A 25,916-nucleotide genomic window follows, 5' to 3' on the forward strand; every position below is an offset into this window, starting at 1 on the left:
CGGCGTCTTCCGGTCGCGTGCGGGAATGACGATGGAACCACAATCCGGACCAACGACGAGTCGCTGACCCGCCCATGTACGGACTTGCCCGCCCATTCCTCTTCACTCTCGATGCCGAGACCGCGCACGGCCTCGGCCTGCAGGCGATGGAGGTGGCGTATCGCGCCGGCCTCAATCCGCTGCTGTCGCGGCGCCCGACGCCGCTGCCGACCAAGGCCTTCGGCCTGACGTTCCCCAATCCGGTCGGCCTCGCCGCCGGCCTGGACAAGAACGGTGCGCACATCGACGCCCTGCTCTCGCTGGGCTTCGGCTTCGTCGAGGTCGGCACGATCACGCCGCGCCCCCAGGAAGGCAATCCGAAGCCGCGCATGTTCCGACTGCCGGAACACGAGGCGGTGATCAACCGCCTTGGCTTCAACAACGAAGGCGTCGACGTGCTCGTGCGCAACGTCGAACGCGCCCAGCGCAAGGGCGGGCTGCTCGGCATCAACATCGGCAAGAACAAGGACACGCCCAACGACTCTGCAGAACGGGATTACCTGATCTGCATGGAGCGCGTGTATCCGCTCGCCGATTACATCACCGTCAACATCTCCTCGCCCAATACCGCCGGCCTGCGCGAACTGCAGGAAGAGCAGGCGCTGCGCCGCCTGGTCGGCACGCTGCGCGAGGCGCAGGAGAAGCTCGGCGCACGCCACGGCCGGCGCGTGCCGATGCTGGTGAAGATCGCCCCCGACCTCTCCGACAACGACGTCGAGGCCGCCGCGCGCGTGCTCAGCGACCTGCAGGTGGACGGCGTGATCGCCACCAACACCACCATCGCCCGCACCGGCGTGGAGAACTCGCCACTCGCGGGCGAACAGGGTGGCCTGTCAGGCCGTCCGCTGATGACGCAGGCCACCGCGGTGCTGCGGATGATGCGCACGCGACTACCCGAATCGATCCCGATGATCGGCGTCGGCGGCATCCTGTCCGGCGCCGACGCCGTCACCAAGATGGCCGCAGGCGCGACAATGGTGCAGTGCTACAGCGGCCTGGTCTATCGCGGCCCGGCGCTCATCGACGAATGCGTCGAGGCGATGCGCCGCCGCAAGGAAGCCCCCAGCCGGGGCCACGTGCCGCCGGTCATATGAGCGAGACCATCCGCATCCTCCGCGATGCCCCGCTGCTCACGCGCAACACCTTCGGTGTCGAGGCGACCGCGCCGCTGCTGGCCGAAGTATCCGACGCCGCCGCGTTGCCGGAACTGCTGGCGCGACCCGAGTTCGCCGGACGTCCCACGCTCGTCATCGGCGGCGGCAGCAACCTGCTGTTCGCCGGCAACCCCGACGTCCCGCTGCTCGCGCTGACCGCGCGCGGCGTGCGCATCGTTCGCGATGACGGTGAACGCGCGATCGTTCGCGCCGATGCCGGCGTCGCCTGGCACTGGTTCGTCATGCACACGCTGGCCGAAGGATTCGCCGGACTCGAGAACCTGGCACTGATCCCGGGCACGGTCGGCGCCGCGCCGATCCAGAACATCGGCGCCTACGGCGTGGAAGTGCGCGAGTTCATCCATGCCGTGGAGGCGTTCGAACCCGCCACCGGCCAGGTGCGTCGCCTGGATGCGCAGGCCTGCGCGTTCGCCTACCGCGACAGCGTGTTCAAGCATGCGCCCGACCGCTACGTCGTCACGGCGGTCGAGTTCGACTTGCCGCGCGCGCCCTCGCTGAAACTCGACTACGCCGGCATCGGCGACGCGCTGGCGGCGAAAGGCATCGCCAACCCGACGCCGCACGATGTCGCCGAGGCGGTCATCGCGATCCGCCGTCAGAAGCTGCCCGACCCGGTCGTGCTGGGCAACGCCGGCAGCTTCTTCAAGAACCCGATCGTGCCGATGGCGCAAGCGGAGGCGCTGCTGTCGGAGTATCCGCAGATGCCGGTGTTCCGCGGCAGCGATGCCGGCACGAAGAAGCTCTCGGCTGCCTGGTTCATCGATGCCTGCGGCTGGAAGGGACACCGCGACGGCGACGCCGGCGTGGCCCCGACGCATGCGCTGGTGCTGGTCAACCACGGCAACGCAACAGGCCGGCAACTGCTCGACCTGGCCCGCCGCATCGCCGATTCCGTGCAAACGCGTTTCGGCGTTGCCATCGAGCCCGAACCGCGGGTCATCGGCGCGGCCTGGTGAGCACGCCCGCCCACCACCCGATGCGCGCCGCGGGCTTCATGCTCGCCAGCACGATCTCGTTCGGGGTGATGGCGATCACCATCCGGCTGGCGTCGCAGACGCTGCATACGTTCGAGATCGCGTTCTTCCGCAACCTCTTCGGGCTGCTGGCGGTGCTACCGCTGGTGATCGGCATGGATCCCGCGTCGCTGCGCACGCAGCAGCTGCCACGTTACTTCATCCGCTGCGCGATCGGCATCGGCTCGATGCTCGCCGGCTTCTGGGCGATCGGGCACCTGCCGCTGGCGCAGGCGATCTCGCTGTCCTACTCGACGCCGGTATTCGTGACCATTGCCGCTGCCTTGTTCCTCGGCGAGCACGTGCGCGGCCGGCGCTGGGCCGCAGTGATCATCGGTTTCGTCGGAGTGCTGGTGATCGTGCGTCCGGGATCGGCCGAGTTCACCACCGGCACGCTGATCGCGTTGCTGGCGGCGGTGCTGAGTGGCATCGTCGCGATCCAGATCAAGCAGCTCTCGCGCGTCGATCCTGCCAACACGATCGTGCTGTACACGTATCTGTTCTGGGTGCCGATGTCGTTGGCACCGGCGCTGTGGGTCTGGGAGTGGCCGCACGGCATCGCCTGGCTGTGGGTGATCGGATCCGGCATATTCGGCACCGCCGGACAGGTGCTGTGGACGCACGCGCTCAAGCTCGGCGAGGTCTCGGCGCTGACGCCGATCAGCTTCATGCAGTTGCCGCTGGTCGCCACCGCGGGCTGGCTGTGGTTCGGCGAGAGCGTCGGCGTGTGGACCTGGGTGGGCGCGGCGATCATCCTTTCGGCCAACGCCTACATCGCGCACCGCGAAGCGCTGCTGTCGCGTCGCGCCGCGTCCGAAGCGCCGAGCGAGGGCGCCAAGCCGGGCGAGTGATGCCCGGCGCTCCCGGGCCGTCGTCCAAGTGTCCGGCGCTGGAATTCAGATATTGGTCGACGGCCATGGCCGCCGATGCACTCCGTAAACCGTCAGGAACACCGCCACCGCCCACGCCATCGCCGCGGCCCAGCCGGCGAGGATGTCGGATGGGTAATGCACGCCCAGGTACACGCGCGACAGGCCGACGAGTACCACGAAAGGCAGCAGCGCCAGCAGCAGCGGCCAGCGCCAGCGTGTGCGCCAGGCGAGCAGCACCAGCACGCAGGCCAGCGTCATCGACCCCATCGCGTGGCCGCTGGGAAAACTGAAATTGGCTTCCGGCGCGATCGACTCCCACAACGCAGGACGCGCCCGTGCGAATGCAGGCTTGGCCGCCAGGTTGAGCAATGCCGACCCGCCAAGCGCGACTGCCGCGAAGGTCGCTTCGCGGTATCGGCGCAACGCGGTCAGCAGCAGCACCAGCGCGATGTCGAAGGGCACCACGCCCCACTGGTAGCCGGCCCGCGATATCAGCACGAAGAAACGGTCGAAACCCTCGCGCGCCATCTCGTGCGCGAAACGCAGGATCGGTTCGTCGAAGGCGATGGCCTCCTGCTCGTGGATCTCGTCGGCCAGTTCGGCGAAACCCCACATCGGAAGCAGCAGGCCGATGAACACGAGCAGCAGGCGCCAGCCGTGCCGGCGCAGGAAGCCTGCGCCGAAGCGCAGTTCTTCCGTGACGGGACTTTCGTGGTCAGCCGCCACGCGCGCCGTAGGTGCGCTCGACGTAGCGGTCGATGAGCTCAACGAACTCGTGGGCGATGTTCTCGCCGCGCAGCGTGACGGTCTTCTCGCCGTCCTCGAACACCGGCGCCGAGGGCGCCTCGCCCGTGCCCGGCAGCGAGATGCCGATGTTGGCGTGGCGCGACTCGCCCGGACCGTTGACCACGCAGCCCATCACCGCGAGCGTCAGGTTCTCCGCGCCCGGATGGCTGATCTTCCACTCCGGCATCTTCGCGCGGACGTGCTCCTGCACCCGCTTCGCCAGCTCCTGGAAGAAGGTGCTGGTGGTGCGGCCGCACCCCGGACACGCGGTGACCATCGGCGTGAACGCGCGCATGCCCATCGTCTGCAGCAGTTCCTGCGCGACGATGACTTCCGTAGTGCGCGACTGGCCGGGCTCGGGCGTCAGCGAGATGCGGATGGTGTCGCCGATGCCTTCCTGCAGCAGCACGCCGAGCGCGGCGCTGGAGGCGACGATGCCCTTGCTGCCGATACCGGCCTCGGTCAGGCCCAGGTGCAGCGCGTAATCGCCGCGGCGCGCGAGTTCGCGATAGACCGCGATCAGTTCCTGCACGCCGCTGACCTTGGCGCTGAGCACGATGCGGTCGGCCGGCAGACCCAGCTCGACCGCGCGCGCGGCCGAGTCCAGCGCCGAGCGGATCAGCGCCTCGCGCAGCACTTCGGCGGCGTCCATGGGCTCGGCCAGCTTGTGGTTCTCGTCCATCAGCTGCGCGGCCAGGGCCTGGTCCAGCGAGCCCCAGTTGGCGCCGATGCGCACCGGCTTGCCATGCCTGATCGCCATCTCGATCAGCGTGGCGAACTGGGTGTCCTTCTTCTTGCCGAAGCCGACGTTGCCAGGGTTGATGCGGTACTTGGCCAGCGCTTCGGCACAGGCCGGCTCGGCGGTCAGCAACTGGTGGCCGTTGTAGTGGAAGTCGCCAATGATCGGCACCTCCACGCCCATCATCGCCAGCTTCTCGACGATGCGCGGCACCGCGGCGGCGGCCTCGACCGTATTGACGGTGACGCGCACCATCTCCGAACCCGCGCGCCACAGCTCGGCCACCTGCTTGGTGGTGGATGCAACGTCGGCGGTGTCGGTGTTGGTCATCGACTGCACGACCACCGGATGGCCGCCGCCCACGTCGACGCCGCCAATGCGGACGGCACGGGTCAGGCGGCGCGGGAGGGGACCAAAACCGGGGTTGGCGCAGGGCAAAGGAGCGTCTTGATTCATGCGGCCATTGTACCGCCGGCGTGACCACGGACCCCGAGGGCCTGTTAACGAATATGGCCCAGGCCGCAAACCCGAAGGGCCGGGCCTGCGGCGTCATCGCTCGGGCGCGTATCGACATACGCTTCCTCGCTCTTCCTGGCCTCGCACGTGCTCGGGCCCGGCGCGGTCTGGCCCATATGCGTTAACAGGCCCTAGTGCTACCGTGACCCGCCAAGCCCGCCCTCCTGCATGCGCAACGACGACGCCAGCGAAGTCCTGACCCCGAGCCAGCTGAACACGCTGGCGCGCGACCTGCTGGAAGGCGCCTTTCCGCTGATCTGGGTCGAGGGCGAGCTCGCCAACGTTTCGCGCCCCTCCTCCGGCCACCTGTATTTCACCCTCAAGGACGCGCGTGCGCAGGTGCGCTGCGCGATGTTCCGGCCCAAGAGCACCTGGCTGCGGTTCCAGCCGCGCGACGGCATGCAGGTGCTGGCGCGTGGCCGCCTCACGCTGTACGAAGCTCGCGGCGATTACCAGTTGGTCCTCGACCACATGGAAGAGGCCGGCGAAGGCGCCCTGCGCCGGGCCTATGAGGAGCTGCGCGCGCGCCTGACCGCCGAGGGCCTGTTCGACACCGAGCGCAAGCGGCCGTTGCCGCGCTTCGCCCGGCGCATCGGCGTGATCACCTCGCCCAGCGGCGCAGCAGTGCGCGACGTGCTCAGCGTGCTGGCCCGGCGCTTTCCGCTGGTCGAGGCCGAAGTGTTGCCGGTGCCGGTACAGGGCGAAGGCGCCGCCGCGCGGATCGTGGCCATGCTGCAGCGGGCGATCGCCTCGCAACGCTACGACGTGCTGGTGGTGGCGCGCGGCGGTGGTTCGCTGGAGGACCTGTGGGCCTTCAACGACGAGCATCTCGCGCGTGCGATCGCCGCATCGCCGGTGCCGGTGGTGTCCGCGGTCGGCCACGAGACCGACTTCAGCCTCAGCGATTTCGCCGCCGACGTGCGCGCACCGACGCCCTCGGTCGCGGCCGAACTCCTGGTGCCGCAGCGCGACGATCTGTTGCATCGACTCCGCATCCTGGAAGCACGCCTGCGCAACCTGCAGGTGCAGCGCCTGCGCCAGGCCATGCAGCGCGCCGATCGGGCGCAACTGCGCCTGAACGCCTGGAAGCCACGGGCGCGATTGGAACTGCTGCGCCATCGCCAGAACGAAGCGCTGCGTCGCCTGGTCGCCGGATGGCGGCGCCAGTTCGAGCGTGAAGAAGCGCGTCTGCGCCATGCCGATGCAGTGTTGCGTACCGCGCACCCGCAGCGTCGCATCGCGCGCCTGCGCGAACGCATGGCTGCCCTCGCCCACCGCCCGCAGGCAGCGATCGCACGGCGCCTGGGCAACGACGCGCTGCGCCTGCGCGGACTGGCGCGCTCGCTCGAAGCGGTCAGCCCGCTGGCGACCGTCGCGCGCGGCTACAGCATCCTCAGCCACGACGATGGTCGCATCGTGCGCAGCGTCCTCGATGCCTCCCCCGGCGACCATCTCGACGCTCGGCTCGTGGATGGCAGCCTGCGCATGAAGGTCGTCGGGCACGACGAGTAGAGCGAACACGCGTCGGGCGTCCTCGGGCACCACCGTCGCGGCCACGGATGACCCCGCCTTCACCGCGTTTGTCCGATCTTGCAGTTACGAGGGACCGCCATGCTCGCGAAACGCTACCCGTACTACCTGGCCAACCAGCCGGTCTCGGCCAACACCGACCTCGACGTGCTCGACAAGTACAGCGGCAAGCGCGCCACGCGAGTGGCCAAGGCCGATGCCACCGCGGTGCGCAAGGCGATCGTCGCGGCGCACCGCGCGCGCGAGGCGGTGGCGGCGTTCACGCCCGATGCGCGCCGCGACGTGCTTGAGCATTGCGTGAAGCGTTTCAGCGAACGCTTCGAAGAACTCGCGCTCGCGCTGTGCATCGAGGCCGGAAAACCGATCCGCGACGCACGTGGCGAAGTCACCCGCCTGATCGACACTTTCCGCATCGCCGCCGGCGAAGCCACGCGCATCGACGGCGAGGTCGTCGAGTTGCAGATCTCGCCGCGCACGCGCGGCTACCGCGGCATGGTCAAGCGTGTGCCGATAGGTGTGTGCAGCTTCATCACGCCGTTCAACTTCCCGCTCAACCTGGTCGCGCACAAGGTGGCTCCTGCGATCGCGGCGGGCTGCCCTTTCGTGCTGAAACCCTCGGAGAAGACGCCGATCGGCGCACTGATCATCGGCCAGGTGCTGGCCGAAACCGACCTTCCCAAGGGTGCGTTCTCGGTGCTGACATGTTCGAACGAGGATGCCGCGCAGCTGGTCGAGGACGAGCGCATCGCGCTGCTGAGCTTCACGGGCGGACTCGTCGGCTGGGACCTCAAGGCGCGCGCCGGCAGGAAGAAGGTCACGCTCGAACTCGGTGGAAACGCCGCGTGTATCGTCGATGCCGATCCCGGCATGCCGCTCGACCACGTCGTCGAGCGCCTCGTCTTCGGCGCGTATTACCAGAGCGGCCAGAGCTGCATCAGCGTGCAGCGCATCTACGCGCACAAGGACATCCACGACAAACTGCGCAAGAAGCTCAAGGCCGCGGTGGCCAAGTTGCGCATGGGCGACCCGCGCGACGAGAAGACCTTCATCGGGCCGATGATCGACGAGGCGGCGGCCAAACGCGTCGAAAGCTGGATCGCCGCAGCGCGCAAGGGCGGCGCCAAGGTATTGGCGGGTGGCAGCCGCAACGGCAACCTCGTGCCGGCCACGCTGATGGAAGGCGTGTCGCACGACAGCGACCTGTACCGCAAGGAAGCGTTTGCGCCGGTTGCGTTGCTGGAGCCGTTCGAGGATTTCGACGACGCCATCGCCAGCGTCAACGACAGCGATTTCGGCCTGCAGGCCGGCGTGTTCACCGGCCGGCTCGACCATGCGATGCGTGCTTGGGACCGGCTGGAAGTCGGCGGCGTGATCGTCGGCGACGTGCCCAGCTTCCGTGTCGACAACATGCCCTACGGTGGCGTGAAGCACTCCGGCCTCGGACGCGAAGGCGTGCGCTACGCCATCGAGGACATGACCGAGCAGCGGCTGCTGGTGATCCGCGACAGCATCCGGTAGCACCAACCCGCTCGTCCTGAGCGCAGGCCTCAGGCGGAGCCGAAGGATGAGCGAGGCGATGGGGCGCAGCCCGCCCCTGATCGCCTCAACCCCATTCCCCATCCCCGCGCGTTCTCTCTCGCAACCCAACCGGAGAACGCCCGATGAAACGCGAAGTCCGCACCGCCCCCGCACGCGCCGCGCTGTTCGTGGTCGTCCTGTCCGCGCTGTCGGCCTGCCAGACGGCGCGCCAAAGCGAAGCCGCCGCCGAAGCGGTAGAGCTGCGCAATGCGGCCGTCGCGGCGGCGGATGCTTCCGAATCCGAGGCATGGAGCCAGAACCGGGCGAGAGAGGCCGCTGCCACGCAGGCCGCCACCCGGCGACAAATGAAGCAGGCGCCAATGAAGGCGCTTGCCGCTCCTGCCGCGCCGTCGCCGCCACCACCGCCTGCCAGCTCCCTCGACATGATCACCGTCACCGGCGCGCGCATCGCCAGTGGCTACATGGCCATGCCGCAGCAGCCCGCCAACACGGAGAAGTACGCCGCACGCGAGGACAATCCGGTGCAGCGCGCGTCGGAACAGCCTGTGTCGACGTTCTCCATCGACGTCGATACCGGCAGCTACGCCAACGTGCGGCGCATGCTGGTGCAGGGCGAGCGCCCTCCGGCGGATGCAGTGCGAGCCGAGGAGTTCATCAACTACTTCGACTATGGCCACCCCGCCCCGGCCTCGCGCGAGACACCGTTCCGCGTGACGACCGAGCTGGCACCGGCGCCGTGGAATGCGAAGCGGCAGGTGCTGATGGTGGGCATCAAGGGCTACGACGTCCCCAAGGCCAAGCTGCCGCCGACGAACCTGGTGTTCCTGATCGACACATCCGGCTCGATGGACGAGCCCGACAAGCTGCCGCTGGTGAAGGAATCCCTGCGCCAGCTGGTGCCGCAACTGCGCCGCGAGGATCGTGTCTCGATGGTGGTGTATGCCGGCAGCGCCGGACTGGTGCTGCCGCCGACGCCGGGCGACCGCCACGACGAGATCCTCTCCGCGCTCGACCGCCTCGAAGCCGGCGGCAGCACCAACGGCGGCGACGGCATCCGCTTGGCCTACGCGATGGCGAAGCAGGCGTTCGTCCAGGGCGGCGTCAACCGGGTGATCCTGGCGACCGATGGCGACTTCAATGTCGGCACCGTGGACCAGGGGGCGTTGGAGACGCTGGTCGCTGACCAGCGCAAGAGTGGCGTGGCGCTGACCACGCTCGGCTTCGGCACCGGCAACTACAACGACGCAATGGCCGAACGGCTGGCCGACGTCGGCGATGGCAACCACGCCTACATCGACAGCGTGCGCGAGGGACGCAAGGTACTGGTCGAGCAGATGGGCTCGACGCTGATGACCATCGCCCGTGACGTGAAGGTGCAGATCGAGTTCAACCCTGCCCAGGTCGCGGAGTACCGGCTGATCGGCTACGAGAACCGCGTGCTGCGCAATGAGGACTTCGCCAACGATCGCGTCGACGCCGGCGATATTGGCGCCGGCCACGAAGTCACGGCGCTGTACGAGATCACACCGGCCGGATCGGATGCCACGCGCCTGCCTGCATTGCGCTATGGCGATTCGACGAGGCGGTCTGCCGCCTGCCAGGACAAGGGTTGCGAAGTCGCGACACTGCGCCTGCGCTACAAGCTGCCCATGCAATCTCAGAGCACGCAATCCAACAGCCGCCTGATCGAAACGCCGATCCTGGCCTCGCAATTGGGAACGCGTCCGGGCAGCGCGCTTCGCTTCGCCACCGCGGTGGCGGGCTTCGCCGACGCGCTGCGCGGCGGTACGGCGTTCGATGGCTGGAGCTGGCAGGCGATCGAGCGCGAGGCCCGCGCCGCGACCGCGACCGATCCGCGCGGCGAGCGCGCCGAGTTCATCGAACTGGTCGAACAGGGACGCCGCCTGGTGAGCGGCAACACGGACGCGGCGATTTCGTCACGCTGACAGGTTCATCGTCTCGGTCCTTCTCCCGTGCCCGGGGGAAGGACCGGACCTGTGATCAGGGCACCAGCGCCCGCACCAGCGCCGGATGGAAGTCTTCGGACGGCTGGCCGAACAGGAAGCCCTGTCCGTACGTGCACCCCAGCTCACGCAGGGCGTTGCGCTGGGCTTCGCTCTCGACGCCTTCGCCGATGGTGTGGATGCCCAGCGTACCGGCCAGCGCCTGGATCGCGCGGACCACGGCCACGCTCTCCGGCTGGGTTTCGCCGATCAAGCCGGCGACGAAGCTCTGGTCGATCTTCAGGCACTCGATCGGGAACCGGTGCAGGTAGGACAGCGCCGAGAAACCGGTGCCGAAGTCGTCCAGCTGCGCCAGCACGCCGTGGCTGCGGAGCGTGCGCAGCATGCGCAGCGCGCGCGGAACGTCGTCCAGCAACGCCACCTCGGTGATCTCGATGCGCAGGCGGTGCGGATCGGCGCCGGCGCGATCGATCATGCGCAGCAGGCGATCGGCGAAATCCGACGCCAGGAAATGGCGGGGCGAAACATTGACCGAGATGTAGCCGCTGTCGGTGCGGGCCAGCTGGTCGATCGCCTGCCGGTACAGCAGCCAGTCCACTTCCTCGATCAGGCCGCTGTCCTCACCCAGGCCGATGAAGTCGGCCGGCAACAGCAGGCCGCGACGCTCGTGGCGCCAGCGCAGCAGCGCCTCGTGGCCGATGATCTTGCGATCGTCGAGCCGCACGATCGGCTGGTAGAACGCGACGAAGCCGTCGACATTGATCGCGCGGCGCAGGTCGGCTTCGAGGTCGAGGATGCGCATCGCCTCCTCGCGCATCGCCTCGTCGAACACGGCGCAGCGGTCGCGTCCCGTCGACTTGGCCCGGTACATCGCGGCGTCGGCGTCGCGCAGCATCTCGGCACCGGAACGGTAGCGCGGATGCCATGCGGCGATGCCGATGCTGGCGGACGGAAACACCTCGCGGCCGGCGATCCAGCAAGGCTCGCCCAGCACCACGAGGATGCGTTGTGCCAGTTCTTCGACCGCGTGCAGGCCGTCGACCGCTTCGACCAGGATCGCGAACTCGTCGCCACCCAGTCGCGCCACGGTATCGTCCGAACGCACGGCCGAGACGATGCGGCGCCCCGCTTCGATCAGCAGTTCGTCGCCGGCGGCATGGCCGACGCTGTCGTTGACCAGCTTGAAGCGATCCAGGTCGAGGAACAGCACCGCGAACAGTCCGCCCCTGTCCGCCCTGACGCGTTCGATCGCGGTGTTGAGGCGATCGAGCAGCTGCGCGCGGTTCGGCAGACCAGTCAGGGAATCGTGCAGCGCCTGATGGGTGAGCTGCTGCTCGGCACGCAGGCGCTCGCCGATCTGCGAGAGCAGCTCGGCATTGGCTTCGGCCAGCTCGCGCGTGCGCGCGGTCACGCGCTGCTCCAGTTCGGCATGCGCCGCCACCAGCCGGTCCTGCGATTGCTTGCGCGCCAAGCCGATGCTGATGTGGTGGGCGACGAAGGTCAGCAGTTCCTGGTCGCGCAGCGAGAACGAGATCGCCGCCGAGTAACTCTGTACCGCGATCACGCCCACCACCGCCTCGTTGCGGAACAGCGGCACGCCGAGCCAGCAGTGCGCGAGTGAGCCGCGGCTGCGCAGCAGCCCCTGGGCCTCGAGCATCGCGATGCGGTGGCGGTCGGCCAGCAGCGGGCGGCCCTGGCCGATCACGTACTCGGTCAGGCCCGAACCCAGCTTGCGGCTGTGGCGCACCGGGTCGCGCTCGTCGACCGAATACGGGAACTCGAGCCGCTCGCCGTCGTCGGTCAGCAACGCGATGTAGAAGTTGCGCGCGTAGAGCAGCTCGCCGACGACGTCATGGACCTGGGTATAGAAGCGTTCCAGCGTCTCGGACGTGATCGACAGCTCCGCAATGCGGAACAACGCGCGCTGCAGGCGTTCGGCGCGCTGGCGCTCGATGATCTCGGCCTGCAGGTCGCGGTTGCTCAGCTGCAGCGCCTGGGTGCGCTCCTCGACGCGGCGCTCGAGCTCTTCGCGTGCGCGGAAGCGGTCCAGCGCGGTAAGGATGTGTTGCGCGACGAAGGCGAGCAGCGCGCGTTCCTCGTCGCCGTAGATGCCAGCGCGATCGTAGCTCTGCACCACGAGTGCGCCGCAGACGCGGTCATCACGGCGCATCGGTACGCCCAGCCAGTCCTGGGCCTCCGGTCCGTGCGCGATGTCGTCGCCAATCTCCAGCCGCTCACGGATGGCCTCGGAGGAACCGATCAGCGGCTCGCCGTGGCGCAGCAGCGCGAGCGTCAGGCTGTTGGGCATCTCGTCGACGGGAATCTCGCGATCGGGCTCGGCCACGTAAGTGTCGATGCGGTCGGCGAAATACAGGAAGCGCAGGCTGTCGCGAACATCGTCGTACAGCACGATGTAGAAATTTTCGGCGAACATCAGTCCGCCGACGACGCGGTGGATGCGGCCGAGCATGTCCCGCATTTCCAGGTCCGAGCCCGCCAGGTCGGCGATCTCGTACAGCGCCTGCTGCAGGCGTTCGGACTTTTCCAGCGATTCGACGCGGCACTGGGCCCGGACCGCGGCGAGTTCGGCCGCGACCAGGCGCTGCGCCATGGTCATCCAGGCCTCGCGCGAGGATGCCGTCAGCGGCTCAGCCGACCACGCCGCAATCGCCGCGCGCGCACCGTCATCGAATGTCCATGCGGTGGCGAGACGCTGCGGATGTTCGACGGCATCGGCGCCGTGCAGCAGTTGTTCCGCCAGTTGCGGCATGCCGTCGCCGGCCGCTCCCGAGACCGAGCCGGCCGACCCATGGCCGCCTTCGCGCCAGCCAACCGCCACCTGCGAGCCGTCGGGCAGGGTCTGCTGCAGGGTGCGGGCCAGGGCGTCGACGCAGACCGCCTCCCGTTCCCTGCCGCTTGCCATCTGCATACCAGCCCTGTGCACTGCTCGCCCCCGTTGCGAATCCGCAGCATACCGTGATGATCGCCCCGGTATGTTCAACCCCGTCACACCCCGGCGGCCGTTGATCAGAACATGGAAATGATCATCAAGGGAGGGGCGCCATTCCATACGGGCGCCCCCGGCGGCTTCACCTGGCCCTCGCCAACCCGTAACCTGCCCCGGATGAATTCGGCAGCGGACGCAAGCGACGACGTATTGATGCTGGCCTGGTCGGCCGGCGACGCGTCCGCCTTCGAACTGCTGTACGCCCGCCACCGCGGCCCCCTGTACAGGTTCCTGCTCCGCCAGGTGCGCGACAACGCGTTGGCCGACGAGTTCTTCCAGGACGTCTGGCAGCGGGTGATCGCTGCCCGCCACGGCTGGAAGCCGGACGCCGCATTCAGTACCTGGCTTTACCGGATCGCCCACAATCGCCTGAACGACCACTGGCGGGCGCTCAAGCACCGGCCGCCAGCCCCCGAGGATGGCGACGAGCGCGCCGCCCGGGTCCCCGACCCCGCCACGCCCGAGCGCGAGCTGTCGGAGTTCGAACAGCGCCGCCGCCTGCAACGGGCGATCGAGGAATTGCCCGAGGACCAGCGCGAGGCGGTGTTGCTGCGCCTGGAACAGGAATTGAGCCTGGAGGAGATCGGCGCCATCACCGGCGTCGGACGCGAGACCGTCAAATCACGGCTTCGCTACGCCCTCGACAAGCTGCGCGCGAGACTGACCGAATGAACCATCCCCGCCACGAACCGCTGACGCCGGAAGAGCGCGCGCTGGCCGAGCGCCTGGCGCGGATCGGCCCGCACGCCGACGGCCCGCCGCCAGCGCTCGACGCCCGCATCCTCGCCGCCGCGCATGCCGCCGTGGCCGTGGAGCCTCGCCGACGCCGCTGGCTGGCCCTGACCGGGGTGCCGGCCAGCCTGATCACGGGGGCCGGCATGGCCGCGGCGCTGGCGCTGGTCGTCGGCGTGGTCTGGCAGATGCAACCGGCCTCGGGGCCGGTGCGCGCGCCCAAGGGCGAGACCGCCGACATGGGCTATGTCAGCGCCGAGATGATCCGGCGCGAACGCGCGCCCGCTCCGCCACCGCCGCCTCCGCCGCCGGAAGCTCCCGCCGCGCCAGCGCTCGCAGTCGAGCCCCCGGCCCCGCGCAAGGCGCTGACGCCGCCCGCCGAGGCCCGGCGCGAGGCCGCCACGCCGCAGGCCGCTGCGGCACCGGCACAGGCCGCCAACGTGGCCGAGGACGCCTATCTGGACGAAGCCGTCGTCGATGCACCGGCGCCCGCGGCTCCGGCCGGTTACTCCCGTCAGCACCGGACGCCGCCTGCCGGTGCGATGGCACCGGCGCCGGCGTCCGCGCCGTCGATGGCGAGTCCGGCAGCGGATGAACCTCGCTTCGTGCCGGCTCCGCCCGCGCCACCGGCGCCTGCCGCCGCGATGGCGCAGCGCAAGGCCGTCGCGATCGAAGCCGAATCCCGGGCCAAAGCCGCCGCAGCCGAGGAAGACGCTTCCAAACAGTCGCTGGACACCATCACCGTAACCGGTTCGCGCATCCGCATGACCGATATCCCGCCGCGCGACGATGCCCGCCTCTCGCCGGATGACTGGCTCGAGCGCATTCGCCAGCGCCGCGATGACGGCGACCTGGACGGCGCACGTACCAGCCTGATGCTGTTCCGCCGCGAGCACCCGCATCGCCGTGTGCCGGATGGCCTGCGCGCCCTGCCCGCCGGGCCGGAGCGATGAGCGCCACCCTTGCCGCACCGGCCTCGCACCTGCTCGAGGTCAAGCACAGCCGTTTCCTCGTCCATGCCGCACCGGTCACCACGCCGGAAGCCGCGCTCGCGTTCTTCTCGGACGTCGGTGATCCGGCCGCCACGCACAACTGCTGGGCCTACCGCATCGGCAACGAGTACCGCTTCAACGACGACGGAGAACCCGCCGGCACCGCGGGACGGCCGATCCTCGCCGCGATCGACGGCCAGGGACTGGACCAGGTGGCGGTGGTGGTGACTCGCTGGTACGGCGGCATCAAGCTCGGCGCCGGCGGACTGGTCCGCGCCTACGGCGGCAGCGCGGCCGAATGCCTGCGCACGGCACCGCGCCGCACGCTGATCGTGCATGCCGACGTGCTGCTGGAGTATCCGTTCGACGTGACCGGTGCCGTGCATGCCGCGCTCGCCATGCATGGCGCGGAGAAGCTGGAGGAACGCTTCGATGCAGGCGGCGCACACCTGCACCTGCGCCTGCCCGAGTCGGAACTGGCGCCCTTGAAAGACAGGCTTCGCGACGCCACCCGTGATCGGGTGCGCCTGCGCACCGCCGCCCCCCAAAGCGAGTCCCGATGACCGGCAAGGTTGATCCCACCCAGGCCAAGGCGCCGATCGGCAGCCTGCAGGCCCTTTGGCCTTTCGTACGCCGCCACAAGACACTGTTCGCCGCTTGGCTGGTGGCGCTGGGTTGCTCTTCGGCCGCCACGCTGGTGTTGCCGAAAGCGTTCGGCACGATGATCGACCAGGGCTTCTCGCAGGGCGGCACCGCGATCGACCGTGCCTTCGTGCTGCTGTTCGTCGTGGCCGTCGCGCTCGCGCTGGCCACCGCGGCGCGCTTCTTCTTCGTGTCGCTGCTGGGCGAGCGCGTCGTCGCCGACCTGCGCGAACGGCTGTACGCACATCTGATCGGGCTCGATGCCGGCTTCCACGACCGCACCCGCAGCGGCGAGCTCGTCTCGCGCCTGACCGCCGATGCGGAACTGCTCCGCAGCGTGGTCGGCTCGAGCATGTCGGTGGCGCTGCGCAGCTCGGTCACCGTGGTCGGCAGCCTGGTGATGCTGTTCGTAACCAGTCCGCGCCTCGCCTCATACGCGCTGATCGGCATTCCGCTGGCGGTGCTGCCGATCGTGGTCGGCGGACGCCGCCTGAAGAAGATTTCGCGTTCCAGCCAGGACCGCATCGCCGATGCCAACACGATGGCCGCGGAGACGCTGGGCGCCGTGCGCACGGTACAGGCGCACGCACGCGAACCGTACGAGCGGGGCCGCTTCGGCGAAGCGCTCAACATCGCAGTAGGCACCGCAAGGCGCCGCATCCAGGCGCAGGCCTGGGTCACGGCCATCGCCATCACGCTGGTGTTCGGCGCGATCATCCTGGTGCTGTGGATGGGTGCACACGACGTCGCCGCCAAACGCATGAGCGCCGGCACGCTGGGGCAATTCGTGCTCTATGCGCTGATCGGCGGCGGCTCGATCGGTGCGCTGGCCGAGGTCTGGAACGAACTTCAGCGCGCTGCCGGTGGCATGGGCCGCATCAGCGAACTGCTCAGCGAAGACATCGCCATCACCTCGCCCGCGCATCCGCAGGCGCTGCCACAGCCGTTCCAGGGCAGCATCGACTTCGAAGACGTGACGTTCCACTATCCGATGCGCCCCGACCTGCCGGCGCTGGAAGACTTCACGTTGCATGTCCGTCCCGGCGAGACCGTCGCCCTGGTCGGCCCGTCCGGCGCCGGCAAGAGCACGGTGTTCTCGATGCTGCTTCGCTTCCACGATCCCCAGACAGGCCGCGTCCGCATCGACGATGCCGATGTCCGGCAACTCGACCTCGCGGTGTTGCGCGACACGATCGGGCTGGTGCCGCAGCAGCCGACGATCTTTGCCACCACCGCGCGCGACAACATCCGCTACGGCCGGCTCGAAGCCGACGATGCACAGGTGGAATCGGCCGTGCGCGCGGCCTACGCGAGCGACTTCATCGCCGACCTGCCGCAAGGCCTGGACACCGAACTCGGCGAGCGCGGCGCACGCCTTTCGGGCGGCCAGCAGCAGCGCATCGCGATCGCCCGCGCACTGCTGAAGGATGCGCCGATCCTGCTGCTGGACGAGGCCACCAGCGCGCTCGACGCGCAGAGCGAACGTGCCGTGCAGCAGGCGCTGGAAGGCCTGATGCGCGGCCGCACGACGCTGGTCATCGCGCATCGCCTGGCCACGGTGCTGAAGGCGGACCGCATCGTCGTGATGGATCGCGGCCGCATCATCGCCCAGGGTAGCCACGAGGAACTGCTTGCCCAGGGCGGGCTCTACGCCGAACTCGCCAAACTGCAGTTCCTGGACTGAGCTCCACGCCTACGCTTCGTTCCCGGCGCGGGCCTTTCACAAGGAAGTGTTCTGATGAACCTCGCTCTGTTCGACTTCGACGGCACCATCACGACCCGGGAGATGTTCCCGGATTTCATGAAGTTCGCCGTGTCGCCGGTGCGGTTGGCCATCGGCAGCGTGTTGTTCGCGCCACTGGTTGCGGGCTATCGCGCCGGGCTGGTGTCGGGTTCTCTGATCCGCGCCGCCGTCGTCGCCTTCGGCTTCCGTGGCGTTTCCGAGACGCGGCTGCGGCAGGCCGGGCTGAAGTTCTCGCGTGAAGTGCTGCCCCGCGTGATGCGCCCCGAGGCGCTCGATCGGATCCTGTGGCACCAGGCGCAGGGCGACACGGTCGTGGTGGTGTCGGGCGCGCTGGACGTCTACCTGACGCACTGGTGCGCGGCGCACGGCGTGGACCTGATCTGCTCGCAACTGGAAAGCCGCAACGGCCTGCTCACCGGCCGCTACGAAGGCCTGCAATGCGTGGCCGGCGAGAAGGCGCGGCGCGTGCGCGAACACTACGACATGAGCGCCTACGCCACGGTCTACGCCTACGGCGACACCATCGAAGACCGCGAACTGCTCGACATCGCGCAGAAAAAGTACTTCCGCTGGCGCGAGGTCGCCTGCGTTCCCGGCTGAAGCCGCGCTTCAGGGCAACGCACGCTCGATCAATCCGGCCAGGTCGATGCCACCCGGCAAGGTGCCGTAGACGTTGCCGTGATCGCCTCCCAGGCGAGTGCGGCAAAACGCCTCGGCCGCCAGACTGTGGTGGCGCAGCAGCAGGCCCGCCTGCAGGCCCAGCGCCATCGCCTCGACCCAGCGCCGTGCCTGCCACTCCTCGGCCTCGATGCCGCCGTCAAGCAGCGGCCTCAGACCGGCGAGATGCTCGTCGTATTCGGCATTCAACCCGCGCGCCAGTTCCAGTTCTGCGAGCAGCCGCGATCCCGTCCCGGGTTCCCGCGACAGCGCACGCAGCACGTCCAGGCACTGGATGTTGCCGCTGCCTTCCCAGATCGAATTGAGCGGCGCCTGCCGGTACAGCCGCGGCAGGATCGATTCCTCGACATAGCCCGCACCGCCGAGGCATTCCTGAGCCTCGTTGACGAACGCCGGGGCGCGCTTGCAGACCCAGTATTTGCCGACCGCGGTCGTGATGCGCGCGAAGGCGGCTTCGTGCGGATCGTGCGGGGCGCGGTCGACCGCGCGGGCGACGCGCATGGCGAGCGCGATCGACGCTTCGGCCTCGATCGCCAGGTCGGCCAGCACGTTACGCATCAGCGCGTGCTCGGACAGGTTCCGCCCGAAGGTCTGGCGGTGGCGCGCATGGTGGATGGCCTGCGCAAGCGCCATGCGCATCTCCGCCGCCGAACCAAGCATGCAGTCCAGGCGGGTCAGCATCACCATCTCGATGATGGTCGCCACGCCGCGGCCTTCCTCGCCGACGCGGTACGCCCATGCGTCGGCGAACTCGACCTCGGACGATGCATTCGCCCAATCGCCAAGCTTGTCCTTGAGCCGCATCAGGCGCAGCGCGTTGCGGCTGCCGTCGGGCCGCCAGCGCGGCAGCAGGAAGCATGTCAGTCCGCCTGGCGCCTGTGCCAGCACGAGGAAACCGTCCGACATCGGCGCCGAGAAGAACCACTTGTGCCCGACCAGCAGGTACTCGCCCTCGCCCGCGAGCGGCTTGGCGACCGTCGCGTTGGCGCGCACGTCGCTGCCGCCCTGCTTCTCGGTCATGCCCATGCCGATGGTGACGCCGCGCTTGTGCGGGATGCCGATGTCGCGCGGGTCGTAATGCGACACGGCGGCCTTCGTACCCCACTCGGCCAGCGTTGGCGCATGGCGCAGCACGGGGACGGCGGCGTGAGTCATGGTTAGCGGGCAACTCGTGCCCGGTTCGACCTGGTGGTGGAGATAGCTCAGCGCGGCGCGCGCGACGTGCGAGCCCGGCCGCGCATGCGACCACGACAGCCCGGCGACACCGTGCCCGATCGCGGCCTCCATGATGCGGTGGTAGTTCGGGTGGAACTCGACCAGGTCGATGCGCTCGCCGAAGCGGTCGTGCGTGCGCAGGCGCGGCCGGTCGCGGTGGGCGTCGAAGCTGAGGCGGTAAAGCTCGTCGCCAGCCAGCGCACCGTAGCCCGCGAGCACATCGGTGAAATCGCCTCCCCCTTCGTGCGCGACGGCTTCACGCAGGGCGTGGTCGTCGCGCCAGAGGTTGCGCGGTGCGAACTCGGGCGGCTGGTTGCCGACAACGTGCGTGGCGAACGGCGGCAGCGGTTCCATGTGCAATTCCGTCCTGGCGTTGCCGGGATTCTAGTAGTCGGCAGCTTCGGCCGATGAACGTGACGGCAGCGGAAAAGCGAGGATAGCGGTGCCGGCCTGCGCACGGGCACGCAAGAAAAAAGGCCTCGCCGAAGCGAGGCCTTTCAAACAAGTTACCGGTTGTAGTGCCTTGGCGGCCGGGATTACGGCGCCGGCGCCACACCCGATGCCTGTGCGCCCTTCGGCCCTTGGGTGAGCTCGTAGGTCACGCGCTGGCCTTCCTGCAGGCTGCGGAAACCCTTGGCGTTGATCGCAGAGAAGTGCACGAATACATCCGCGCTGCCGTCTTCGGGCGAAATGAAACCGAAGCCCTTGGCGTCGTTGAACCATTTCACGGTGCCGTACTGCATATCCTTGATGACCTCATGCTGGATGCGTTGTCGCGCGCGCTCGCCGGGCGGCCAGGCGCGCAACGAGTATGCAAACTGAATCACGCCTTGACAACTCACCCCCGCCCGGCCGAGTCCAACAGGGCTCGAAGCAGAGCCGGCAGGCCGGACGAGGCCGCGGCGACATGGTCGAGGACGTCCTGCAGGGTGATCACTTCGTCGGGATCCGGCCCGGCGCCGGCCGCCCAGTTGGCGACGATGCCCAGGCACGCGTAGTCCAACCCCATCTCGCGCGCGAGCCCGGCCTCGGGCATGCCGGTCATGCCGACCAGGTCGCATCCGTCCCGGCGCAGGCGGGCGATCTCGGCGCGGGTCTCCAGGCGCGGCCCCTGGGTGGCGCCATAGCAGCCGCCATCGACCAGCGCGACGCCGCTTCGCTGCGCGGCCGCCAGCACTTCGCCACGAAGGGCGCAGGTATAGGGCTCGCCGAAGTCGATATGCAGGACCTCGGTGCCTTCTTCTTCGCAGACGGTGGAGATGCGGCCCCAGGTGTAGTCAATCAATTGGTCCGGGCACGCCAGCACGCGCGGGCCGAACCGCTCGGTGATTCCGCCGACGGTGTTGAGCGCGAGCACGCGCGTGGCGCCCAGCGCCTTCAGCGCGGCGAGGTTGGCGCGGTAGTTGATCTTGTGCGGCGGCAGCGAATGCCCCTCGCCATGGCGGGCGAGGAAGGCGACCCGGTGCCCGTCGAGCGTGCCGACGCGGATCGGCCCTGACGGTGCGCCGTATTGCGTCGCCGGCTGGTGGGTTTCGACGTCCTGCAGGTCGGCCAGCTTGTACAGGCCGGTGCCGCCGATGACGGCCAGTTCGATGGTGCTCACGGTGATGTTGCTCACGGCAATGTAGTGGTTTCGGCGGCGGATGCCGCCACGAAGCGACGGTGGGCCGGGGCCGTCAGTGCCCTGCCGGCGGCGACCGCGGCAAACCAGAGCGCGGCGCCGGCCAGGGTTGCCCAGATGTCCTGCAGGTCGAACGTCCGATTGGGCCGGTACACCTGCACGAACTCCCATGCGAGCAGGCATCCGCTGGTGACCGCCACCGCCAGGACGTGCCTGACGGTATCGCGCCACAACTGCGACCAGCCATGGGGCAAATCCGCATCGAAGCCGCGCTTCAGGCGCAAGGAGACCCACAGTCCCGGCAGCGTTGCAGCAGCGACCAGGTTCGGCGCGTACCCCAGGAACGGTTCGGTGGCGCCGTGCTCACGCAGGTCCTTGATCCAGATGATCGCCAGCTGGCCCATCACCATGGCGACAGTCATCCAGCCGGCGATGCTCCTGCGCGTCGCCACGCGGTCAGTCCTTCAGCGCGTAGATCGCGGGCAGGTTGCGGCCCTGTTCGTGGTAATCCATGCCGTAGCCGAACACATAGCGGTCCGGTACTTCGACGCCGACGTAGTCCGCCACCAGGCCCGGCACGCAGCGGTCGTGCAGCTTCACTGCCAGCGCGGCGATGCCCACGTCGCGCGCACCCTGCTCCAGGCACCACCCGCGGATGCCGGCCAGCGTGTGGCCCTCATCGAGGATGTCGTCGGCCAGCAGCACGCGGCGGCCCTGCAGCGGCGTTGCCGGACGGTGCTTCCACACCAGCTCGCCGCCGGACGTGGCACCGCGGTAACGCGTGGCGTGCAGGTAGTCGAACTCCAGGTCGACGCCGAGCGCACCGACCTCCATCGCGAGCCGGCCCGCGAACGGCAGGCCGCCGTGCATCACGGTCAGGAACAGCGGCACTTCGTCCCGGTAGTCGTGGCGGATCAACTGCGCCATCCGCGCGATCGCCTGCTCCAGCGTGTCGCGGTCGAAGATCAGGTCGGAATTGGCCAATGCCTCGGCCAGGTTGTGTGCATTCGAGGTGGGCGCGGTCATCAGGCCAGGCCCTCCAGGCGGCCACGGGTGGCTCCGTAACGGGCATCGGCCAGCAGACCGTCCCAGCCCATCGCACCGCGGCCGAGAAGGCCAGCCAGCGCCATCGTGTTGAGCCGACGGCCTTCGACGGCCTTCAGCGATTCCTCGACCAGTTCCGGATGGCAGACCAGCACGACGTCGCAGCCGGCATCCAGGTGCGCGTCGATGCGCTGCTTGACGCCGCCCGCGGAGAACGCGGCCTTCATGCCGATGTCGTCGCTGAAGACGACGCCACGGAAGCCCATCTCGGTGCGCAGGACGTCCTCGATCCAGAAGCGCGAATAGCCCGCAGGCTCCGGTGCGACCGCCGGATACTTCACGTGCGCCATCATCACCGCGTCGGCCTTGGCCTCGATGCCGGCGACGAACGGAACCAGGTCGGTGGCTCGCATTTCATCCAGCGGACGCGGGTCGACGGCGTCGTCGAAGTGCGTATCGGCCAGCACCGAACCGTGTCCCGGGAAGTGCTTGAGCGTGGCCGCCATGCCGGCAGCGTGCATGCCGCGCACGTAGGCGCGGGTGAACTCGGCGACGATGGCCGGGTCGGCGGAGAAGGCGCGGTTGCCGATGGCGAGGTTGCCACGGCCCAGGTCGACCACCGGCGCGAAGCTCAGGTCGACGCCACTGGCGCGCACTTCATTGGCCATCAGCCAGGCGTGCTCTTCGGCCAGCTTCAGGGCGGCGTCGCGGTCGCTGGCATAGAGCCGGCCGAAGCCTTCGAGCGGCGGCAGCGCGCTGTAGCCTTCTCGGAAGCGCTGCACGCGGCCGCCTTCCTGGTCCACGCAGATCAGCTGGGGACGCGGCGCGGCCTCGCGGATCGCGGCCGACAGTTCGGCGACCTGAGCCTTCGACGCGAAGTTGCGGGTGAACAGGATCACGCCGGCGCAGGCATCGTGCTGCAGCCAGTCGCGCTCCTGCGCGGTGAGTTCGGTACCGGCGACGCCGATCACGAGCATGCGGAAACTCCAGGCGGGGGTGGCGGCGCCGAGGGCGCGGCCCCGCATTGTCGCGCAGTTGGCGACGCCGGCATAACCCGCGCGGGGCGGCTGTTCAGATCGTTGCCGCGCTCAGACCGCGCAACCATCCGGCCCGCAGGCGCCCGCCGCCTCCGGCGAGGCCGATGGCGTCGGGGCCACGCCGAGCCGGGCGAAGGCGTCACGGAACACCTCGGGCGTCTGCGCGCCCTGCACGGCCAGGCGGCCGTCGAGCACGAAGGTCGGCACCGCGCGGATGCCCATCGCCTGCGCCTGCCCGAGCTGGGCGCGCACCTCGCTGATGCCTTCATCGGAGTCGAGCATCCGGCGCACGCGCGCCTCGGACAGCCCACCCGCGGCGCCAGCATCGACCAGCGTCTGCGCATCGGCGAGATTGCGGCCCTGCTCGAAGTGCGCGCGGAACAACGCCTCGCCGACTGCCAGGGCATCGCCTTCCTGCGCGGCCAGCCACATCAACCGGTGCGCCTTGAACGTATTGACGCGGACCTGGCCGCGATCGAAGTCGAACGGCAGGCCTTCCGCGCGACCGGTGGCCTGGGTCTGCGCGAGGATCTGCTCGGTGCGCTCGCGGCCACCGAACTTGCGCTCGTAGGCCTCGCGCAGCGGCACCGGCATCTCGTCGGAATCGGCATCGAGCTGGAACGCGTGCCAGTGGATGTCGACGTTCTTCCCGGCTTCGCCGAGCGAATCCAGTGCCCGCTGCAGGCGGTGCTTGCCGATCCAGCACCAGGGGCAGACCACGTCGGACCAGATGTCGATGCGCAGGGGTTTCGCGTTCATGCCTGAAGTCTGTCTGCGTTCCCCGCGTGGCCCGCGCCGGGTTGGTGGGCACGCAGAGCAAGGAAGAGTGAGGGAGTGTATGTCGATACGCGACCGAGCGATGACGCGGCACTGCGTGTCCACCGGCCCGGCCTCAGGTTGCTTCGCGCTTGAAGCAACGCGGGCCGCGTGGGGATCGCAGCCAGACTTCTTGGGGCGTCAGTGCGCGGACGCAACCGAACCCGCACGCTCGGCCTCGGTCCACTGCGAGTACGGGCGCGTGGCCAAGGCGAGGTTGTAGTAACGAGTCGAGTCGGTCACCTCGGCGCCGATCCACTCCGGCTTCGCGAAAGCGGCATCGGCGGAGGCCAGCTCTATCTCGGCGACGACCAGCCCGGCGTTCTCGCCGAGGAACTCGTCGACCTCCCACAAATGACCCTCGTACTCGACGTAGTGACGGCGCTTGTCGACCAGCCCGCCGACGCTCAGCGCGAGCAGGCCGCGCGCGTCCTCGACCGGGATCGGGTAATCGAACTCCTGTCGCGTATGCCCCAGTTCGCGCGACTTGAGGTTGAGGAACGCCTCGTCGCCGGCGATGCGCACGCGCACCGAGGCCTTCATCGCGCCGGTGTCCATCGCCGCCAGGTCGTTGAGGTAACCCTGCGCCATCGGCACGACCTCGCGCGCAGCGGCACGCCAGCCGTCGCCGGTGACTAGGAACTTGCGTTCGATTTCGATGCCCATGGCGGACCCTATGTCTTCTTGATCGGTTGGAAGCCTTCCACACACCGTTCGCCCTGAGCGTAGCGAAGCGGAGTCGAAGGGTGAGCGGACGGTCGATCCGTCCGTCGACTCCGGCGCTGTCGCGCCTACGCTCAGAGCCTGCCCCGGACTAGATCCCGGGTTGAATATTCGAAGCCCTTACTGCTCGAACATCGCGATCGATTCCACGTGCGCGGTGTGCGGGAACATGTCCATCACGCCCGCGGCACGCAGCTTCCACCCGCGCTCGTTAACGAGGAATCCAGCATCGCGCGCCAGCGAGGCCGGATGGCAGCTCACGTAGACGATGCGCTTGAACTGTTTCAGCGGAAGCTGTGCGAGCACCACGTCGGCGCCGGAGCGCGGCGGGTCGAGCAGCAGCTTGTCGAAGGGATGACCCTTCATCCAGTACTCGCCGCTGAGGTCCTTGGCGAGGTCGGCCGCATGGAAGTCGGCGTTGGCGATGCCGTTGTGGGCGGCATTGTCGCGCGCGCGCCGCACCAGTCCGGCCTCGCCCTCCACACCGACGACCTCGCGCACGCGGCGCGCCAGAGGCAGGGTGAAGTTGCCGAGGCCGGCGAACAGGTCGAGCACGCGTTCCTCCGGCTGCGGATCCAGCAGCGTCAGCGCATGCTCGATCATCTTGCCGTTGAGGCCGGCATTGACCTGGATGAAGTCGAGCGGACGGAACAGGAACTCCAGGTTCCACTGCGGCAGCGTGAAGGCCAGCTTCGGGTCTTCCGGCCACAGCGCGTGCACGCTGTCGACGCCGCCGGGCTGCAGGAAGATCGCGAAGCCATGCTGCTTGCCGAAGGCGACGATGGCGTCCTTGTCCGCGTCCGTCAGCGGGACGAGGTGGCGGAACGTCAGCGCGATGCCCGAATAATCCTGCTGGGCATCGCCGGCGATGAACTCGATCTGCGGAATCTCGCGACGCGCCTGCAGGCTGTCGACCAGCGTCGCCAGCGCCGCGATCTTCTCGCCGATCTGCGGGATCACCGTGTGGCATTCGCCGAGCTCGGCGACGAAGCGCGGGTCCGTCTCGCGGAAGCCGACCAGCGTCTTGTCCTTCTTCTCCACGCGCCGCACCGAGAAGCGGCCCTTGCGGCGATAGCCCCACGACGCGTCGGTCAGCGGCGCCAGGATGCGCTCCGGCGTGACGTGGCCGATGCGCTCGAAGTTCTCCATCAGCACGCGCTGCTTGGCGAGGATCTGCTTGTCCTCGGCGTAGTGCTGCAGGGCGCAGCCGCTGCAGGTGCCGAAGTGCGGGCAGCGCGGAGTGACGCGTTCGGGAGCCGCCAGCAGCACCTCGACGGTCTTCGCTTCGTCGAAGCTGCGATGGCGGCCGGTCTGCGAGGCCATCACGCGCTCGCCCGGCAGCGCGCCGGCTACGAACACCGCCTTGCCATCGGGCCGGCGCGCGACGCCGCGGCCATCGTGGGTCAGGTCGGTGATCTCTACTTCAAAGGGGGTCTGGTCGATGCGGGCCACAGCTAACTGCGTGAAGCGGGGGGTCGGCTATTGTCGCAGA

At 68.9% G+C, this 25,916-nt stretch carries 23 protein-coding genes; 11 read left to right on the plus strand and 12 right to left on the minus strand.

Annotated elements, in window-relative coordinates; translation table 11 throughout:
- Positions 1 to 74: 74 nt before the first annotated feature.
- The 3 genes from IU514_RS05800 to IU514_RS05810 are packed head-to-tail and all read left to right on the plus strand — an operon-like array spanning position 75 to position 3,078.
- The gene (locus IU514_RS05800) at positions 75 to 1,133 is read left to right on the plus strand and encodes a quinone-dependent dihydroorotate dehydrogenase (protein WP_194930151.1); all 1,059 of its coding nucleotides are present in this window, start codon (positions 75 to 77) and stop codon (positions 1,131 to 1,133) included.
- Positions 1,130 to 2,170, plus strand: a complete 1,041-nt coding sequence (gene murB, locus IU514_RS05805; protein WP_194930152.1) for a UDP-N-acetylmuramate dehydrogenase — start codon at positions 1,130 to 1,132, stop codon at positions 2,168 to 2,170. The genes IU514_RS05800 and murB overlap by 4 nt, the downstream gene beginning before the upstream one ends.
- Positions 2,171 to 2,190: 20 nt before the next feature.
- Complete coding sequence (locus IU514_RS05810) at positions 2,191 to 3,078, plus strand: DMT family transporter (protein ID WP_194930471.1); 888 nt, start codon at positions 2,191 to 2,193, stop codon at positions 3,076 to 3,078.
- 45 nt (positions 3,079 to 3,123) lie between these two features.
- Here the strand turns inward: IU514_RS05810 and IU514_RS05815 are convergent, their stop codons facing one another.
- A complete protein-coding gene (locus IU514_RS05815) occupies positions 3,124 to 3,825 on the minus strand; it encodes a phosphatase PAP2 family protein (RefSeq protein ID WP_324187789.1) in 702 nt (233 codons plus the stop codon).
- Positions 3,815 to 5,080 (minus strand): flavodoxin-dependent (E)-4-hydroxy-3-methylbut-2-enyl-diphosphate synthase, encoded by a 1,266-nt coding sequence (ispG, locus tag IU514_RS05820; protein ID WP_194930153.1) that lies wholly within the window; start codon positions 5,078 to 5,080, stop codon positions 3,815 to 3,817. Before ispG ends, IU514_RS05815 begins: the two co-directional genes overlap by 11 nt.
- Positions 5,081 to 5,308: 228 nt before the next feature.
- Here ispG and xseA point away from each other — a divergent pair, with 228 nt between their 5' ends.
- The 3 genes from xseA (at position 5,309) to IU514_RS05835 (ending at position 10,155) form a co-directional block, all read left to right on the plus strand.
- The gene (xseA, locus tag IU514_RS05825; RefSeq protein WP_194930154.1) at positions 5,309 to 6,652 is read left to right on the plus strand and encodes an exodeoxyribonuclease VII large subunit; all 1,344 of its coding nucleotides are present in this window, start codon (positions 5,309 to 5,311) and stop codon (positions 6,650 to 6,652) included.
- Positions 6,653 to 6,751: 99 nt separating this feature from the next.
- On the plus strand, positions 6,752 to 8,188 hold the full coding sequence (locus IU514_RS05830) for an aldehyde dehydrogenase family protein (protein WP_194930155.1): 1,437 nt from the start codon (positions 6,752 to 6,754) through the stop codon (positions 8,186 to 8,188).
- A 143-nt stretch (positions 8,189 to 8,331) separates the two neighbouring features.
- Positions 8,332 to 10,155 carry a vWA domain-containing protein gene (locus IU514_RS05835; protein ID WP_194930156.1) on the plus strand — a complete coding sequence of 608 codons (1,824 nt, stop codon included), beginning with the start codon at positions 8,332 to 8,334 and terminating at the stop codon, positions 10,153 to 10,155.
- Between the two features lie 55 nt (positions 10,156 to 10,210).
- Here IU514_RS05835 and IU514_RS05840 read toward each other — a convergent pair whose 3' ends face one another.
- Positions 10,211 to 13,096 (minus strand): EAL domain-containing protein, encoded by a 2,886-nt coding sequence (locus IU514_RS05840; RefSeq protein WP_228760524.1) that lies wholly within the window; start codon positions 13,094 to 13,096, stop codon positions 10,211 to 10,213.
- Positions 13,097 to 13,297: 201 nt separating this feature from the next.
- Between IU514_RS05840 and IU514_RS05845 the strand changes: the two genes are divergently transcribed.
- The 5 genes from IU514_RS05845 to IU514_RS05865 are packed head-to-tail and all read left to right on the plus strand — an operon-like array spanning position 13,298 to position 17,890.
- Positions 13,298 to 13,852 carry an RNA polymerase sigma factor gene (locus tag IU514_RS05845; RefSeq protein ID WP_194930473.1) on the plus strand — a complete coding sequence of 185 codons (555 nt, stop codon included), beginning with the start codon at positions 13,298 to 13,300 and terminating at the stop codon, positions 13,850 to 13,852.
- Positions 13,849 to 14,865 (plus strand): hypothetical protein, encoded by a 1,017-nt coding sequence (locus IU514_RS05850; protein WP_194930158.1) that lies wholly within the window; start codon positions 13,849 to 13,851, stop codon positions 14,863 to 14,865. Before IU514_RS05845 ends, IU514_RS05850 begins: the two co-directional genes overlap by 4 nt.
- On the plus strand, positions 14,862 to 15,467 hold the full coding sequence (locus tag IU514_RS05855; RefSeq protein ID WP_194930159.1) for an IMPACT family protein: 606 nt from the start codon (positions 14,862 to 14,864) through the stop codon (positions 15,465 to 15,467). Before IU514_RS05850 ends, IU514_RS05855 begins: the two co-directional genes overlap by 4 nt.
- A complete protein-coding gene (locus IU514_RS05860) occupies positions 15,464 to 17,230 on the plus strand; it encodes an ABC transporter transmembrane domain-containing protein (RefSeq protein ID WP_194930160.1) in 1,767 nt (588 codons plus the stop codon). The genes IU514_RS05855 and IU514_RS05860 overlap by 4 nt, the downstream gene beginning before the upstream one ends.
- Positions 17,231 to 17,284: 54 nt before the next feature.
- Positions 17,285 to 17,890, plus strand: coding sequence for an HAD family hydrolase (locus IU514_RS05865; RefSeq protein ID WP_194930161.1), 606 nt, complete (start codon positions 17,285 to 17,287; stop codon positions 17,888 to 17,890).
- A 9-nt stretch (positions 17,891 to 17,899) separates the two neighbouring features.
- On the opposite strand, the gene IU514_RS05870 is transcribed toward IU514_RS05865, so the two are convergent.
- From IU514_RS05870 to rlmD, 9 genes are all read right to left on the minus strand, one after another.
- Entirely contained in the window at positions 17,900 to 19,537 is a 1,638-nt protein-coding gene (locus tag IU514_RS05870; RefSeq protein ID WP_194930162.1) for an acyl-CoA dehydrogenase family protein, read from the minus strand.
- A gap of 182 nt (positions 19,538 to 19,719) precedes the next feature.
- Positions 19,720 to 19,926 (minus strand): cold-shock protein, encoded by a 207-nt coding sequence (locus IU514_RS05875; protein ID WP_194930474.1) that lies wholly within the window; start codon positions 19,924 to 19,926, stop codon positions 19,720 to 19,722.
- A 95-nt stretch (positions 19,927 to 20,021) separates the two neighbouring features.
- Entirely contained in the window at positions 20,022 to 20,786 is a 765-nt protein-coding gene (locus IU514_RS05880) for an S-methyl-5'-thioinosine phosphorylase (RefSeq protein WP_386760923.1), read from the minus strand.
- Positions 20,787 to 20,797: 11 nt separating this feature from the next.
- Positions 20,798 to 21,256 carry a hypothetical protein gene (locus tag IU514_RS05885; protein WP_194930163.1) on the minus strand — a complete coding sequence of 153 codons (459 nt, stop codon included), beginning with the start codon at positions 21,254 to 21,256 and terminating at the stop codon, positions 20,798 to 20,800.
- Positions 21,257 to 21,260: 4 nt separating this feature from the next.
- The gene (locus IU514_RS05890) at positions 21,261 to 21,830 is read right to left on the minus strand and encodes a hypoxanthine-guanine phosphoribosyltransferase (protein ID WP_194930164.1); all 570 of its coding nucleotides are present in this window, start codon (positions 21,828 to 21,830) and stop codon (positions 21,261 to 21,263) included.
- Positions 21,830 to 22,825 (minus strand): beta-N-acetylhexosaminidase, encoded by a 996-nt coding sequence (gene nagZ, locus IU514_RS05895; protein ID WP_194930165.1) that lies wholly within the window; start codon positions 22,823 to 22,825, stop codon positions 21,830 to 21,832. The genes IU514_RS05890 and nagZ overlap by 1 nt, the downstream gene beginning before the upstream one ends.
- Before the next feature lie 111 nt (positions 22,826 to 22,936).
- Positions 22,937 to 23,629: a DsbA family oxidoreductase gene (locus tag IU514_RS05900; protein WP_194930476.1), complete on the minus strand. Its 693-nt coding sequence runs from the start codon at positions 23,627 to 23,629 to the stop codon at positions 22,937 to 22,939.
- 213 nt (positions 23,630 to 23,842) lie between these two features.
- Positions 23,843 to 24,367: a CYTH domain-containing protein gene (locus IU514_RS05905; RefSeq protein ID WP_194930166.1), complete on the minus strand. Its 525-nt coding sequence runs from the start codon at positions 24,365 to 24,367 to the stop codon at positions 23,843 to 23,845.
- Between the two features lie 177 nt (positions 24,368 to 24,544).
- Positions 24,545 to 25,876, minus strand: coding sequence for a 23S rRNA (uracil(1939)-C(5))-methyltransferase RlmD (rlmD, locus tag IU514_RS05910; RefSeq protein ID WP_194930167.1), 1,332 nt, complete (start codon positions 25,874 to 25,876; stop codon positions 24,545 to 24,547).
- Between the last annotated feature and the right edge of the window lie 40 nt (positions 25,877 to 25,916).

The sequence above is a fragment of the Lysobacter niastensis genome, assembly GCF_015453285.1.
GTDB classification, from domain to species: domain Bacteria; phylum Pseudomonadota; class Gammaproteobacteria; order Xanthomonadales; family Xanthomonadaceae; genus Lysobacter_J; species Lysobacter_J niastensis.